This window comes from Nonomuraea antimicrobica (assembly GCF_039536965.1).
GTDB lineage: Bacteria > Actinomycetota > Actinomycetes > Streptosporangiales > Streptosporangiaceae > Nonomuraea > Nonomuraea antimicrobica.
The window spans coordinates 113,172-128,066 of record NZ_BAAAZP010000149.1 but is presented as its reverse complement, the minus strand read 5'-3'; the positions used below and the strand labels follow the sequence as shown (position 1 = coordinate 128,066).

The 14,895-nt window shown below is 71.0% G+C and carries 12 protein-coding genes; 8 read left to right on the top strand and 4 right to left on the bottom strand.

Annotation, left to right across the window (positions count from 1 at the left end):
• Positions 1-203: 203 nt before the first annotated feature.
• Positions 204-2,516, top strand: a complete 2,313-nt coding sequence (locus tag ABD844_RS37250) for a glycoside hydrolase family 6 protein (RefSeq protein WP_344888782.1) — start codon at positions 204-206, stop codon at positions 2,514-2,516.
• A gap of 154 nt (positions 2,517-2,670) precedes the next feature.
• Here the strand turns inward: ABD844_RS37250 and ABD844_RS37245 are convergent, their stop codons facing one another.
• The 3 genes from ABD844_RS37245 to ABD844_RS37235 form a co-directional block, all read right to left on the bottom strand.
• Complete coding sequence (locus ABD844_RS37245; protein WP_344888779.1) at positions 2,671-3,072, bottom strand: DnaJ family domain-containing protein; 402 nt, start codon at positions 3,070-3,072, stop codon at positions 2,671-2,673.
• 13 nt (positions 3,073-3,085) lie between these two features.
• On the bottom strand, positions 3,086-3,985 hold the full coding sequence (gene folP, locus ABD844_RS37240; RefSeq protein ID WP_344888777.1) for a dihydropteroate synthase: 900 nt from the start codon (positions 3,983-3,985) through the stop codon (positions 3,086-3,088).
• A gap of 128 nt (positions 3,986-4,113) precedes the next feature.
• Positions 4,114-5,163 carry an NAD-dependent epimerase/dehydratase family protein gene (locus ABD844_RS37235; protein ID WP_344888774.1) on the bottom strand — a complete coding sequence of 350 codons (1,050 nt, stop codon included), beginning with the start codon at positions 5,161-5,163 and terminating at the stop codon, positions 4,114-4,116.
• 103 nt (positions 5,164-5,266) lie between these two features.
• Here ABD844_RS37235 and ABD844_RS37230 point away from each other — a divergent pair, with 103 nt between their 5' ends.
• From ABD844_RS37230 to ABD844_RS37200, 7 genes are all read left to right on the top strand, one after another.
• Positions 5,267-5,539 carry a hypothetical protein gene (locus tag ABD844_RS37230; protein ID WP_344888771.1) on the top strand — a complete coding sequence of 91 codons (273 nt, stop codon included), beginning with the start codon at positions 5,267-5,269 and terminating at the stop codon, positions 5,537-5,539.
• Positions 5,540-5,617: 78 nt separating this feature from the next.
• A complete protein-coding gene (locus tag ABD844_RS37225; RefSeq protein WP_344888768.1) occupies positions 5,618-7,000 on the top strand; it encodes a carbohydrate-binding protein in 1,383 nt (460 codons plus the stop codon).
• 230 nt (positions 7,001-7,230) lie between these two features.
• Positions 7,231-8,280 carry a polyprenyl synthetase family protein gene (locus tag ABD844_RS37220; RefSeq protein WP_344888765.1) on the top strand — a complete coding sequence of 350 codons (1,050 nt, stop codon included), beginning with the start codon at positions 7,231-7,233 and terminating at the stop codon, positions 8,278-8,280.
• A gap of 11 nt (positions 8,281-8,291) precedes the next feature.
• Positions 8,292-9,230, top strand: coding sequence for a 4-hydroxy-3-methylbut-2-enyl diphosphate reductase (locus tag ABD844_RS37215; protein WP_344888762.1), 939 nt, complete (start codon positions 8,292-8,294; stop codon positions 9,228-9,230).
• A gap of 30 nt (positions 9,231-9,260) precedes the next feature.
• Positions 9,261-10,676 carry a family 2B encapsulin nanocompartment shell protein gene (locus tag ABD844_RS37210; RefSeq protein WP_344888759.1) on the top strand — a complete coding sequence of 472 codons (1,416 nt, stop codon included), beginning with the start codon at positions 9,261-9,263 and terminating at the stop codon, positions 10,674-10,676.
• A 46-nt stretch (positions 10,677-10,722) separates the two neighbouring features.
• On the top strand, positions 10,723-12,099 hold the full coding sequence (locus tag ABD844_RS37205; RefSeq protein ID WP_344888756.1) for a family 2B encapsulin nanocompartment shell protein: 1,377 nt from the start codon (positions 10,723-10,725) through the stop codon (positions 12,097-12,099).
• Positions 12,100-12,122: 23 nt separating this feature from the next.
• Positions 12,123-14,363 (top strand): terpene synthase family protein, encoded by a 2,241-nt coding sequence (locus ABD844_RS37200; protein WP_344888753.1) that lies wholly within the window; start codon positions 12,123-12,125, stop codon positions 14,361-14,363.
• On the opposite strand, the gene ABD844_RS37195 is transcribed toward ABD844_RS37200, so the two are convergent.
• Positions 14,287-14,628 (bottom strand): STAS domain-containing protein, encoded by a 342-nt coding sequence (locus tag ABD844_RS37195; RefSeq protein WP_344888750.1) that lies wholly within the window; start codon positions 14,626-14,628, stop codon positions 14,287-14,289. The genes ABD844_RS37200 and ABD844_RS37195 overlap by 77 nt on opposite strands.
• Positions 14,629-14,895: the final 267 nt, after the last annotated feature.

Genomic DNA, 14,895 nt, shown 5'->3' with positions numbered 1-14,895 from the left:
CCCTCACCAGGCTGCCCGGGATGAAAGTTTCATCCGCTTTCCAGGGCATTCGACGAGCATGCGGAGCGACGGACACCCCGCCGCCGCCCGCCCTCTGTACACGGCCGGGAGCGCGGCTCACTATGGGAGCGCTCCCAGCCATCTAACACTGGAGATGATCGCCCGTGAGACTCCACCGCGGCCTCCGCACATGGGCCGTGACCATGACGGCCGCGAGTTGCGCGGCCCTGGGGCTCGTCGTCGGCCAGAGCACGGCCGCGAACGCCGCCGTCGCCTGCGACGTGACCTACACAGCCAACTCGTGGACGAGCAGCCCTGGTCAGGGCGGTTTCACCGCGAGCATCACCCTGAAGAACACCGGTGACCCGCTGACCTCGTGGTCGCTGGCCTTCGACTACCCGACCACCACGCAGAAGTACACCCCGACCGGCTGGGGCGCGAACTGGAGCCAGTCGGGCACCCGCGTGACCGGCACCAACATGCCCTACAACGGCAGCCTGGCCACCGGCGCCTCGGTCTCCGTCGGCTTCAACGGCACCTGGACGGGCACCAACCCGAACCCGACGGCGTTCAGCGTCAACGGCACGAGCTGCGGCGGCACGAACCCGGGCACCCCGTCGGTGGTCACCTCCGCCAGCGCGGTCGCGGTGAACGAGGGCGGCACGGCCACCTTCACCGCCAGGCTCTCCTCCGCGCCCGGCGCGAACATCACCGTCACCACCGCGCGCACCAGCGGCGACACCGACCTGACGGTGAGCTCCGGCGCCTCGCTCACCTTCACCCCGGCCAACTGGAACACCCCGCAGACCGTCACCCTGGCCGCCGCCCAGGATGCCGACACCACCGCGGGCACCGCCGCGTTCAGCGTCGGCGGCACCGGCGTCACCGGAGCCACGGTCACGGCGACCGAGGTGGACGACGACGCCACCGTGGAGCAGTCGCTCATCGTGACGCCGACCGCGGTCACCGTGCCCGAGGGCTCGACCGGCGCCTACACGGTGCGCCTGGCCGCGCAGCCGTCGGGGAACGTGACCGTCACCACCACCGCCGGCAGCGGCGACACCGACCTCACCGTCTCCGCTGGGGGCGGCCTGACCTTCACCCCGGCCAACTGGAACACCCCGCAGACCGTCACCCTGGCCGCCGCGCAGGACTCCGACACGGCCAACGGCAGCCGTACGTTCACCGTCGCCTCCTCCGGCCTGACCTCGCGTACGGTCACCGCCACCGAGGCCGACGACGACGGCGGCACCAACCCGGCCCACGTCGAGAACCCGTACGCGGGCGCCACCGGCTACGTCAACCCGAACTGGAGCGCCAAGGCCGCGGCCGAGCCCGGCGGATCGGCGGTCGCCAACACCTCCACCGCCGTGTGGATGGACCGCATCGCCGCCATCGCCGGCACCTCCGGCGCCATGGGCCTGCGCGCCCACCTGGACGAGGCCGTCAGGCAGGACGCCGCCAACGGCGCCGCTCCCCTGACGATCCAGGTCGTCATCTACAACCTGCCCAACCGCGACTGCTCGGCCCTGGCCTCCAACGGCGAGCTGCTCATCTCCGAGAACGGCTTCAACCGCTACAAGGCCGAGTACATCGACCCGATCGCGGCCATCCTCCGCAGCTCGGCCTACGCCGGCCTGCGCATCGTCACGATCATCGAGCCCGACTCGCTGCCGAACCTGGTCACCAACCTCAACGCCTTCGAGAAGTGCCGCGAGGCCAACGGCGTCGGCGGCTACCGCGACGGCGTCCGCTACGCGCTCAACCAGCTCCACGCCATCCCGAACGTCTACACCTACATCGACGCCGCCCACCACGCCTGGCTCGGCTGGGACACGAACTTCACCCCGTCCGTGAACCTCTTCTACGAGACCGTCGCCGCCACCACCGCCGGTGTGGACAGCGTGGACGGCTTCATCGTCAACACCGCCAACTACTCGGCCACGACCGAGCCGCACTTCACGATCAACAGCACCGTGAACGGCCAGACGATCCGCCAGTCCAAGTGGGTGGACTGGAACTACTACGTGGACGAGCAGACCTTCGCCACGGCCCTGCGCAACGCCCTGGTCGCCAAGGGCTTCCGCCAGGGGCTCGGCATGCTGATCGACACCTCGCGCAACGGCTGGGGCGGCAGCGCCCGCCCGGCAGGGCCGAGCACCTCGACGAACCTGGACGAGTTCGTCAACCAGTCGCGCGTCGACCGCCGCATCCACGCGGGAAACTGGTGCAACCAGAACGGCGCGGGCCTGGGCACCCGGCCGACCGCCGCCCCGGCGGCCGGCTTCGACGCCTACGTGTGGATCAAGCCTCCTGGCGAGTCCGACGGCGCCAGTCGCGACATCCCTAACGACGAGGGCAAGAAATTCGACCGGATGTGCGACCCGACGTACACCGGCAACAACCTCAACGGCAACAACATGTCGGGTGCGCTGGCCGACGCGCCGCTGTCGGGGCAGTGGTTCTCCGCCCAGTTCCGTCAGCTCCTGCAGAACGCCTACCCGCCCGTCAACTGAGACGCCGTCAACTGAACGCCGCCGACCGAGACGCGGCCCGCTGAGACGCGGCCGGCCGGGGACCGCCTGACCCGAGTCCCCGGCCGGCCCGAGGGCCGGTGCGAGGCCGGTACAAGGCTGGTGCGAGGCCGGTACAAGGCTGGTGCGAGCAGGGTCAGCGCCGGGCGCGGCGCCACTCGGAGACGATCTCGTCCACGTCGAACGGCATCAGGTTGAGCGGCGGCCCCGACAGCCCGGTCCTGATCGCCTCGCGGATCCGGTGGTTGATCTCCGCCACGATCCGGCGCGCCTCGGCCTCCGACCGTGCCCCGCGCGCCTGGGCCAGCGCCTCCTCCGCGTCCTTGCGCAGGGCCAGCGTCGGCGGCAGGGGCATCGAGAGCCCCTCGCTCTCGATCTTCTGCTTGATCCACCACATCTCGTCGAGATGCCGATCGACCCCCGGCAGCGGCTGCCCCCTGCCCGGCAGGTCGTCGAACTCGCCCCGCTCCTCCGCCTCCCGGATCTGCCGGTCGATCCAGGACTCGAAGGGCATGCCGACGGGCTTGCGCTCGGTCACGTACGGGTCCTCCTCACGCGAGGTTGTGGCTGGGCGCCACCGGGCCGCGCCACCCGAGCACGGCCTCGGTCATGCGTACGGACGCGACCGTCGCGGCCACGTCGTGCACGCGCAGGATGCGTGCGCCCTTGAGGACGGACACGACGTTGGCGGCGATCGTGCCCTCTTTCCGCTCCCCCTGGGGCCGCCCGAGCGTCTCCCCGATGAAGTCCTTGTTCGACAGCGCCACCAGCGTCGGGTATCCGATCGAGGTGATCTCCTCCAGCCGGCGCGTCAGCTCAAGAGAGTGGAAGGTGTTCTTGTTGAGGTCGTGCCCGGGGTCGATGATGATCCTGTCGGCGGCGATGCCCGCCTCCAGCGCGTACGCGACCCGCTCGCGCAGGAACGCCGCCACGTCGGAGACCACGTCGGCGTAGCTGGGCCGGAAGACCCGCCGCCCTGGGCCGCCGAGGCTGTGGGTGACCACCACGCACACGCCCGCCTTGGCCGCGAACTCGGCCAGGCCAGGCTCGCGCAGGCCGTTGGTGTCGTTGATGACGTCGGCGCCGGCCTCGACGGCGGCCCGCGCCACCTCGGGCCGGTGGGTGTCGACCGAGATCACGGCGTCGGTGGCGGCCCTGACCCGGGCGATGACGGGCGCGACCCGGTCGATCTCCTCCGCCACCCCGATCTGCGCCTGGGCGGCGCTGAAGGCGAAGCCGCCGATGTCGACCCAGTCGGCGCCTTCGTCCACGGCCTTCGTGGCCGCCGCGACCGCGCTGTCGAGCTCGAACGTCCGGCCCTGGTCGTGGAAGGAGTTGGGTGTCCTGTTGACGATGGCCATGATGGCGACCTGGCGCTCGAAGTCGAACCGCCGCCGCCCGATGCGCCGGACGGGAGAGATGATCCCCGGGGAAAGATTTTCGCCGCTCAACGTAGTGATCCCCTTCCGTCCCTACGAGACTACCTGCCGCCCCGCCAGGTCAGACGGAGGGCCACGGGACGTTCAGGCAGCGTCAGGCAGCACGGAGGGCTACGGCAGGGACTCACGGCGTCACGGCGTCAGGTGCGGCCGCCGATGCCGGTGGCGAACTCGCGTACCCGGCTGACCGGGCCGTGGTCGGGAGCCAGCGGCGGGGTGTCCATGCCCGCGCCATCGTGCAGCCCGTCGAACAGCTCCCGCATGGCCTGCAGCGAGGAGTGCCGCGGCTGCCAGCCCAGCACCTCTCTCGCCCGCTCGATCTTCATCACCGGAATGCGCAGGACCAGCTCCAGCAGACCGGGCTCGGCGGGCGCGAGCCGCAGGTGCCAGCCGGCGGCCATGGCCGCCCTGGCCAGCCCGCGCGGGACCGTCACCGTACGGGTGCCCAGCAGCGCTGCCAGGTCGGACGCGTCGAGCACGGGCTCGGCGGCGAGGTTGAACGCCCCGCGCACGGGCCTGGTGACGGCCAGCCGGTACGCCTCGGCCGCGTCGTCGGCGTGCAGCACCTGGAGGCGCAGCCCGGGGATGTCCGGCACGAAGGGGACCCGGCCCGTCCTGATGAGCCACCGCGGCACGAACGGCCCGCCGAACAGCCTGCGCTGCTCGGTCGCGGCCGCGCGCTGGAAGGTGAAGCCGGGCCGCATCCGTACGACCCTGATGTTCGGGTGATCGTGCTCGAAGACGTCCAGCACCCGCTCGACGTAGGCCTTCTCCCGCCCGTACGCGGCCCCCGGCCAGCCGTGCGTGGGCCAGCTCTCGTCCACCGGCCGGTCCTTGGGCCCGGGTGAGTACGCCCCCACCGACGAGGCGTGGATCAACGCGGGCACCCCGGCCTCCGCCACCGCGCGGAAGACCCGCATGCTGCCCAGCACGTTCGCCCGCCAGGTGACCGCCGGATCCCTGGTCGGCTGGAACAGCCAGGCGAGGTGCACCACCGCGTCGGCGCCGTCGAAGATGCGCGTCAGGTCGGCGTCGGCCACATCGGCCTGCCGCCAGTCGGTGCGGTCGACCCGCCACCCGGGCAGCCGCCGGGCGACTCCCACGATCGACGTCACGTCATCGTCCGCGGCCAGCGCACGCACCAGGCTGGTGCCCACATTTCCGGTGGCTCCCACCACAACGACTCTCATGGCTGCCCCGCTGCCCCGCGCCGGGACCGCGAAACCCGAGGTCAGCGCCGCTGGGCCGGCACAACACCGCCGCGGCCGGACGTTCCGCCCTAAACTGCGGCCCATGGAATCCATGCCCCTCACCCCCGAAGAAGAGGTCCGCTTCCAGCACTCCATGTCCGAGTGGCTGGCCAAGTCGCTGCTGGAGAACGGCTCGGTCCGTCTGGCCGCCGTCGACACGCCCGAGAATCAGCGTCGTTTCCAGGAGGTGGCGCACCGGGTGAGCGAGGTGCTCCGGCGCCCTGTGATCACGATGGCCAGCAGCCACGGCATGACTTTCGAGCTCGGCGCCGAACAACTGCCTGCCCAGGAGCGATCCCCCATATCACCGCGATAGGGGCAATTTGCCACGACCACTCCTCGTATCCGTTCCCGTACGGTAGCGAAACCCCCCCAGTACGAGGAGAGTCCACGAATGCTCCCGAGAAAGACCCTGACGGCCGGCATCGCGCTGGCCGTCACGCTGATCGCCGTCCCGGCCGTCGCGCTCGCCGCCAAGGGCGCCGCGGCGCAGGGTGACACCGACGACAGCCTCTTCGCCATGGCCAGAGCGAGCGCCGCCGTCGCGGCCGACCCCCCGCCCGGCCTCGTCGAGGCGCTCTCGCGCGACCTCGGCGTCACCCGCGCGCAGGCCGAGGAGCGCCTGGTGAACGAGGCCGCCGCGGCCGTTGTCGAGCCCAGGCTACGGGCCATGCTCGGCACGTCGTACGCCGGCGCCTGGGTCACCGGCCCCACCTCCACCCCTGTCGCCGCCACCACCGACCCGACGAAGGCGGCGCAGATCACGGCCGCCGGCGTCGCGGCCCGCGTGGTCACCCGCTCCCTCGACCTGCTCGACCAGGTCAAGGCCACCCTCGACCAGGCGTCGGCCAAGGCTCCCAGGACCGCCCCCGTCTGGTACGTGGACGTCGTCGAGAACACCGTCGTCGTCCTGACCTCCACCCCCGCCAAGGCCACGGCCTGGGTCAAGGCCAGCGGCGCCGACCCCTCGGCCGTCCGGGTCGTGCGCTCGGACGAGCGGCCCGAGCTGTTCTACGACCTTCGCGGCGGCGACGCCTACTACATCGGCACCGGCTCACGCTGCTCGGTCGGGTTCTCGGTGACGCGGGCCGGCTCGCAGGGCGGCTTCGTGACCGCCGGCCACTGCGGCACCACGGGCGCGAGCACGTCGGGCTCGAACCAGGTGGCCCAGGGCACGTTCCGCGGCTCGTCGTTCCCCGGCAACGACTACGCCTGGGTCGAGGTCAACACGCAATGGACCCCGGTCGGCGTGGTCAACGGCTACAGCTCGGGAATCCTGCCCGTACGCGGCTCGACCGTGGCCCAGCCCGGCTCCTCGATCTGCCGCTCGGGCTCGACCACCCAGTGGCGCTGCGGCTCGGTGCAGCAGCTCAACACCAGCGTCACCTACCCGCAGGGCACGGTCAGCGGCGTGACCAGGACCAGCGTCTGCGCGGAGCCGGGCGACTCCGGCGGCTCGTTCATCTCGGGTGACCAGGCCCAGGGCGTCACCTCGGGCGGCACGGGCAACTGCAGCTCGGGCGGCACGACGTACTTCCAGCCGGTCAACGAGATCCTCTCGACGTACGGGCTGACCCTGGCCACCCAGGGCGGCGGGCCGACCAGCTCGCCGACCGTCTCGCCGACCGTGCCCGGCGGCACGTGGGCGCCGAACACCGCGTACGCGGCGGGCGCCAGCGTCACCTATGGCGGCGCGTCGTACCGGTGCCTGCAGGGCCACACCTCGCAGACGGGCTGGGAGCCCCCCAACGTGCCGGCGCTCTGGCAGCAGGTCTAGCCAGGCCCGGAAAGCCGATCGGCCCAGGCCGGAGAGCCCTTCTCCGGCCTGGGCCTCCTCGTGCCCGCTCGCCGGCTCTCGACCCCCCGCACGGCAACGTCTTCGTGGCGTCCCCAGGGCCGTGGGATCGCCGTGGCAAAAGAAAACTTGAGCCACAAAAGACACTTTACACGCTCCGTATTCAGTGAGTAACTAGGGGTAGTTCTCGACTGACAGAAGGAGCCGCGCGCATGCCGGTGGGCTTCACGCAGCACTCCCTTGGTTCACGGATTGACGAACGACTGAGCGGTTTCCTGGAAACCTGGCGGAACCCCGTTTCCGACCCGGGCGTCGACGCGGCCTACGGGCTGCTGTCCGACTTCATCCTCGGCGGCGGCAAGCGGGTGCGGCCGCAACTGTGCTACTGGGGCTGGCGCGGCGCCGGCGGGGACGACTGTGAGGAGATCATCAGCGCCGCCGCCGCCCTTGAGCTGTGTCACGCGGGCCTGCTGATCCACGACGACATCATGGACGGCAGCGACCTGCGCCGCGGGCGGCCCACCGTGCACCGCAGCCTGGCGGGCCTGCACCAAGGGGCGGGCGCCGAGGCGTTCGGCCGGGCCGGCGGCATCCTGCTCGGCACGCTCAGCCTGGCCTGGTCCGACACGTTACTGTCCGCGTGCGGGGTGGAGCCGCCGCGCCTGCGTGCCGCCCACCACCTCTTCGACGCCATGCGCACCGAGGTCATCAGCGGCCAGTACCTCGACGTCCTCACCCAGCTCCGCGCGGGCGCGACCGAGGCCGAGGCGCTGACCGTGATCCGCTACAAGAGCGCGAAATACACCGTCGAACGGCCCCTGCAGATCGGCGGCGCGCTGGCCGGCGCCTCGGCGGAGCTGCTCGACTCGTACTCCGGCTTCGGGGTGCCGCTCGGCGAGGCGTTCCAGTTGCGCGACGACGTGCTCGGCACGTTCGGCTCCACGCCGGAGACCGGCAAGTCCTCCCTCGACGACCTGCGCGAGGGCAAGCAGACCGTGATGTACGCGCACGCCGTGCAGCACGCCTCCCCCGTCCAGCGCGACCACCTGAAGACCTGGCACGGCAACCCGGCGCTGACCGAGGAGCACGCCGCCGAGCTGCGGCAGATCCTCGTCGAGACGGGGGCGCTGGCCAGGGTCGAGGCAATGATCGAAGACCGGGTGCGCGAGGCCGTGTCGGCTCTGGCCGAGGCACAGATCAAGCCCGAGGCCGCCACCGTGCTGGCGGCGATGGCCGACCAGCTCGCGCACCGCGACAGGTAAGGGGCTTCCCGATGAGACGGGTACTTCTCGCGGCCCCGCGCGGCTACTGCGCGGGCGTCGAACGCGCGATCGTCACGGTGGAGGAGGCGCTGAGACGCTTCGGCCCACCTGTCTACGTGCGAAAACAGATCGTTCACAACACCTTCGTGGTCGACGAGCTGACCAGGCGCGGCGCGGTCTTCGTCGACGAGCTCGACGAGGTGCCCGACGGCTCGCTGGTCGTCTTCTCCGCCCACGGCGTCTCGCCCGCGGTGAAGGAGGTGGCGGAGGAGCGCGGGCTGCGGACGATCGACGCCACCTGCCCGCTGGTCACCAAGGTCCACAAGGAGGCCGTACGGATGGCCGAGGCGGGCTACGAGATCGTCCTCATCGGCCACGCCGAGCACGAGGAGGTCGAGGGCACGCTGGGCGAGGCCCCCGACCGCATCCAGGTCATGGACCCGGCCAGGCCGGACGAGCTGACCGCGGGCGGCGGCCGGATGAGCTGGCTGTCGCAGACCACGCTGGCCGTGGACGAGACCATGCAGGCGGTCGCCGAGCTGCGCAAACGCTTCCCCGACCTGATCGACCCGCCCAGCGACGACATCTGCTACGCCAGCCAGAACCGCCAGGAGGCGATCACCGCCATCGCGCCCCGGTGCGAGCTGGTCCTCGTCGTCGGCTCGGCCAACTCCTCCAACTCCCTGCGCCTGGTGGAGGTGGCACTGAACGCCGGCGCGCGGGCGGCCCACCTGATCGACCGGGCCGCGGACGCCGACGAACGCTGGCTCGACGGGGTGGAGACCGTCGGCGTCAGCTCTGGCGCCTCCGTGCCGGAACGGCTGGTCTCTGACCTGCTGGACTGGCTCGCCGGCCACGGGTTCGCCGACGTGGAACCCGTCACCCTGACCGAGGAGACCCTGACCTTTTCCCTGCCACTCGAACTCCGAGCTTTCCGCAACCAAGGCTAGGCCCCACATCGAGATTGGTGGTGCACCACGATGACCGAAACGACTCACTCGACCGCCCCCGAGGACGCCAACGGCAACGGCCAGCTCAGCCTGAGCACCGATGCCGCCAAGCAGCTCTCCACCACGACCAAGACCCCGCCGCAGATGCAGGAGATCACCTCCCGCTGGCTGCTGCGGCTGCTGCCGTGGGTGCAGTGCTCCGGCGGCGTGTTCCGGGTGAACCGGCGGCTGACGTACACGCTGGGCGACGGACGGATCACTTTCAGCACCGCCGGAGCGGAGGTGCGGGTGATCCCGGCGGAGCTGACCGAGCTGCCCATGTTGCGCGGCTTCGACGACATGGAGGTGCTCGAAGCGCTGGCCGATCGCTTCACGCAGTTCGAGGTCCAGGCCGACCAGGAGATCGTCGCCGAGGGCGGCGAGGTGGACCGGCTCGTGCTGATCGCGCACGGCCGGGTGGTCAAGGTCGCGCACGGCGCGTACGGGGACGACCAGAACCTCGGCGTGCTGGCCGACGGCGACTATCTCGGTGAGCAGGCCCTGGTCGACGGCGGGCAGTTCGCGTTCACCGCCCGCGCCAAGACCGCCACCACCGTGCTGACGCTCTCCCGGCGGGACTTCGAGCAGATCGCCGAGCAGGCGCCGGCGCTGCGCGAGCACGTCACGCGCTGGCGTACGAGCGGCGACCACGCCCAGAACGACTATGGCGAGGCCGCGATCAACCTGTCGGCCGGCCACGTCGGCGAGGCCGTGCTGCCCGGCACGTTCGTCGACTACGAGCAGAGCCCCCGCGAGTACGAGCTGAGCGTGGCCCAGACGGTTCTGCGCGTGCACAGCCGGGTCTCCGACCTGTACAACCAGCCGATGAGCCAGCTCGACCAGCAGCTCCGCCTCACGATCGAGGCCCTGCGCGAGCGCCAGGAGGACGAGCTGGTCAACAACCGGGAGTTCGGCCTGCTCCACAACGCCGACTTCAGCCAGCGCATCCGCACCCGCTCGGGCCCGCCCACCCCCGACGACCTCGACGACCTGCTGTCCACGGTGTGGAAGGAGCCCTCGTTCTTCCTGGCCCACCCGCAGGCCATCGCCGCGTTCGGGCGTGAGTGCAGCAAGCGCGGCATCTACCCGCAGTCGAGCGAGGTCAGCGGCCAGCGGGTGCCCGCCTGGCGGGGCGTGCCGATCTTCCCGTGCAACAAGATCCCGGTCTCGGGCACGCGGACGACGTCGTTCCTGCTCATGCGCACCGGACAGGAGAACCAGGGCGTCGTCGGCCTGCACCAGACCGGCATCCCCGACGAGTACCAGCCCAGCCTGTCGGTCCGTTTCATGAACATCAACGAGAAGGCCGTCATCTCCTACCTGGTCAGCGCCTACTACTCGGCGGCCGTCCTGGTGCCGGACGCGCTCGGCGTGCTGGAGGACGTCGAACTCGGCAGGAACGGGTAACCACGGCCCTCCCCCGTCCGTCCGGCCCACAGGAATGGTGGTGTTCATGTCAACGGAGTCCGACGAGCGGCTGAGTCTCGGCACCGGGGCGGCGCGCAGGCTCGCCACGACGACCAAGACGCCCCCGCAGATGCGGGAGATCTCGCCCCGCTGGCTGCTGCGGGTCCTGCCGTGGGTGGATCTGGCGGCGGGGGTCTACCGGGTGAACCGGCGGCTCACGTACCGGGTCGGCGGCGGCCGGGTGAGCTTCTCGAACACCGGGGCTCTGGTCAGGGTCGTCCCGCCGAGCCTGACCGAGTTGCCGCCGCTGCACGGGCTCGAGGACGACCGCCTGCTCGACACCCTCGCCGGGCTGTTCGAGCAGCGGGAGTTCGACCGCGGCGACGCCATCGTCCGGGCCGGACGGCCGGCGGAGGAGCTGATCCTCATCGCGCACGGCAAGGTGACCAAGCTCCAGGCGGGCGAGTACGGCGACCCGCTCGTCCTCGGCTCGCTGGCCGGCGGCGACCACGTCGGCTCCGAGCCGGCCGACGAGGGCGAGGTGTGGCCGTACACGCTGGAGGCCGGCACCGCGTGCACGGTGCTGACCCTGCCGTGGGTGGTGATCCACGCGCTGGGCGACCGGTCGCCGGCGCTGCGCGCCCAGCTCGACCGCCATCGCGCGCGCCGGGCGGCGCCGCAGAACAAGTGGGGCGAGGCCGCGATCGTCACCGCCGCCGGGCACCGGGGCGAGACGGTGCTGCCCGGCACGTTCGCCGACTACGACCCCGGGCCGCGCGAGTACGAGCTGGGCGCCTCGCAGGCCGTGCTGCGCGTGCACACCCGGGTGAGCGACCTGTTCAACGGCCCGATGGACCAGAAGGAGGAGCAGCTCAGGCTGACCGTCGAGTCCGTACGCGAGTCGCAGGAACGCGAGCTGATCAACAACCGCGACTTCGGGCTGCTGCACCAGGCCGACCCCGGCCAGCGGATCCACACCCGGACCGGCCCGCCGGGCCCCGACGACCTCGACGAGCTGCTGTGCCGCAGGAAGAAGTCACGCTACTTCCTGGCCCACCCGCGCGCCATCGCCGCCTTCCACCGCGAGTGCAGCGCCAGGGGCGTCTACCCCGACAGCACCGAGATCGGGGGCACCCGGGTGACGGCCTGGCGCGGGGTGCCCATCCTGCCCTGCGACAAGATCCCGATCAGCCGGGCGGGCACCACGTCGATCCTCGTCCTGCGTACGGGCGAGGACGACCAGGGCGTCGTCGGCCTGCGCCAGAGCGGCGTCCCCGGCGAGCGGGAGCCGGGCCTCAGCGTGAAGCTCACCGGCATTGACGCGAGGGCCGTGGCGTCGTACCTGGTCAGTGCCTACTACTCGGTCGCCGTGCTGGTGCCGGACGCGCTCGGGGTGCTGGCGGACGTCGAGGTGGCGCGCTGACCGTACACGTTGGAGGAGTGACCATGACCCAGCCGTTCGAACTGCCGGACTTCTACCTGCCGTACCCGGCCCGGCTCAACCAGCATCTGGAAGAGGCCCGCGCGCACTCCAGACAGTGGGCGCGCGACATGGGCATGCTCGAAGGTTCGGGGGTCTGGGAGGAGGCGGACCTCGACGCCCACGACTACGCGTTGTTGTGCGCCTACACCCACCCCGACTGCGACGGCACCGAGCTGAGCCTGATCACCGACTGGTACGTGTGGGTCTTCTTCTTCGACGACCACTTTCTGGAGGTCTTCAAACGCACCAGCGACCTGGGGGGCGGCAAGGAGTATCTGAGCCGGCTGGCCCGGTTCATGCCGATGGGTCGCGACCTGACCATGCCCGAGCCGAACAACCCGGTGGAGGCGGGGCTGGCCGACCTGTGGCCGCGTACGGTGCCGGGCATGTCGCTCGACTGGCGGGCGCGCTTCGCGGAGAGCACGCGCAACCTGCTCGACGAGTCGCTCTGGGAGCTGGCCAACATCAACCGGGGCCGGGTCGCCAACCCGGTCGAGTACATCGAGATGCGCCGCAAGGTGGGCGGCGCCCCCTGGTCGGCCGGGCTCGTCGAGCACGCGGTGCGGGCCGAGGTGCCGGCCGGGATCGCGGGCACGCGGCCGATGCGGGTGCTGCGTGACTCCTTCTCCGACGCCGTGCACCTGCGCAACGACCTGTTCTCCTACGAGCGGGAGGTCGGGGACGAGGGTGAGCTGAGCAACGGCGTGCTGGTGCTGGAGAGGTTCCTCGGGTGTGACACGCAGGAGGCCGCGAACGCGGTCAACGACCTGCTGACCTCGCGGATGCAGCAGTTCGAGCACACGGCGGTGTTCGAGCTGGGGCCGCTGTTCCTGGAGCACGGCGTCGATCCGCTGAGCGCGGCCGGCGTGCTGCAGTACGTCAAGGGGCTGCAGGACTGGCAGTCGGGCGGGCACGAGTGGCACATGCGCTCCAGCCGCTACATGAACACGCGGGCCCAGGCGAGCCGGCCGCTGGGCATGTCGTCGGTGGTGGACCTGCTGGGGGCCAAGCGGCTGCGCGGCTTCACGCACGTGCCGTACCAGCGGGTGGGGCCGTCGCGGATCCCCGAGCTGTACGTGCCGTCCGACGTGCGGTTGTCATCCCACCTGGAGGCGGCCAGGCGCAACGTCGTGGTCTGGTGCGGGGAGATGGGCATCCTGGAGCCACGGAGCGGGGTCGCCGGCTCGGCGGTGTGGGACGAGGCCAAGCTGGTCGACTTCGACTTCGCGCTGTGCGCGGCGGGCCTGCACCCGGACGCCTCGCCCGAGGAGCTGGACCTGGCCACGCTCTGGCTGACCTGGGGGACGTACGCGGACGACTACTTCCCGGTCGTCTTCGGCCGCTCGCGCAACCTGTCGGCGGCCAAGGTGGCGGTGGACCGGCTGGGGGCGTGCATGCCGCTCGACTGCTCGCCGGCGCCGCCTCCGGCCAGCGCGCTGGAGCGGGGCCTGGCCGACGTGTGGGCGCGTACGGCCGGGCCGATGCCGGTCGCCGAACGGCGCAAGCTGCGCGCGACGGTCGAGGAGATGTGCGCGAGCTGGCTGTGGGAGCTGGCCAACGAGATCGCCGGCCATGTCCCCGACCCGGTGGACTACATGGAGATGCGCCGGCTGACCTTCGGCGCGCAGCTCACGATGAGCCTGAGCCGGTTGCGGCACACCAAGGGGATCCCGGAGGAGTTCTACGCGAGCGGGCCGATGGTGGCGCTGGAGAACGCGATGAGCGACGGGGCGATCCTGGTCAACGACGTCTACTCGTACCAGAAGGAGATCGAGTTCGGGGGCGAGCTGCACAACTGCGTGCTGGTGGTGCAGAGCTTCTTCGACTGCGACTATCCGGCGGCGCTCGACATCGTCAGGGATCTGCAGGTCTCGCGGGTGCGGCAGTTCGAGCACATCGTCGCGCACGAGCTGCCGATCGCGTGCGACGACTTCGGCCTCGACGTCGAGGCGCGCGACGACGTGGCGGCGTTCGTGGCCGAGCTGCGCGACTGGCTGGCGAGCGTCCACAACTGGCACCGCCACTGCTCCCGCTACGACGAGCCGTCACTGCTGCGCCACCACGCGCCGCGACCGTGGCGGCTGGGCGGGCCGACCGGCCTGGGCACCTCCGCCGCGATCGTGGAGCCTACAGCGGCACGTGGTGGACCGCCGGCTGGTAGAACCAGCCCATCATGCGCAACAACCTCCGCTGGTACGGCGTGACGTTGTGCAGCCGGATCCACCGTTGTGAGGGCGGCAGGGCGGGCATCACGAGCACGCGCAGGCCCGAGACGTCGATGAAGGTCAGCTCGCCGGTGTCGACCACGATGTAGGTGCCCTGGCGGCAGCTCGCCAGGGTGCTGGCCAGCATGGGGCTGTTGGTGGCGTCGATCTCGCCGGTCAACGTGACGGCCGGCACACCCGGCGCCGCCGCCATCGTGATCCGTAGCTGCTCGTCCTGGTAGAGCAGCCGCTCTGGGACACCCACGCTCCTCGCACCCCCCAACGCGCACTCTGGGGGTCGTATTGCCGTACTGCACTCGGCAGGGGATGACCGCTGGTGTATACACCGGGCGATTAACCCGAATCTCAGGTTACACGAGGCATGTTACGCTATGTAATTTTCGCTGGGAAATGACCGAATTACGGGGAAATAATGGCGGGTAGCGCTTTCCGAACAGGCCGGCCATGCCCGCGCCGGCTGCGGACTTGACGCACACCGGCCTGCCCGGAGACGCGATCTACCGTGAGCAGA

Bases quoted from the DNA above. Each gene is read 5' to 3' on its own strand.
- ABD844_RS37220 (WP_344888765.1), top strand. From the start codon at position 7,231: ATGCCGGTGGGCTTCACGCAGCACTCCCTTGGTTCACGGATTGACGAA.
- ABD844_RS37205 (WP_344888756.1), top strand. From the start codon at position 10,723: ATGTCAACGGAGTCCGACGAGCGGCTGAGTCTCGGCACCGGGGCGGCG.
- ABD844_RS37250 (WP_344888782.1), top strand. From the start codon at position 204: ATGACGGCCGCGAGTTGCGCGGCCCTGGGGCTCGTCGTCGGCCAGAGC.
- ABD844_RS37215 (WP_344888762.1), top strand. From the start codon at position 8,292: ATGAGACGGGTACTTCTCGCGGCCCCGCGCGGCTACTGCGCGGGCGTC.
- ABD844_RS37235 (WP_344888774.1), bottom strand. From the start codon at position 5,163: ATGAGAGTCGTTGTGGTGGGAGCCACCGGAAATGTGGGCACCAGCCTG.
- ABD844_RS37210 (WP_344888759.1), top strand. From the start codon at position 9,261: ATGACCGAAACGACTCACTCGACCGCCCCCGAGGACGCCAACGGCAAC.
- ABD844_RS37200 (WP_344888753.1), top strand. From the start codon at position 12,123: ATGACCCAGCCGTTCGAACTGCCGGACTTCTACCTGCCGTACCCGGCC.
- ABD844_RS37225 (WP_344888768.1), top strand. From the start codon at position 5,618: ATGCTCCCGAGAAAGACCCTGACGGCCGGCATCGCGCTGGCCGTCACG.
- ABD844_RS37230 (WP_344888771.1), top strand. From the start codon at position 5,267: ATGGAATCCATGCCCCTCACCCCCGAAGAAGAGGTCCGCTTCCAGCAC.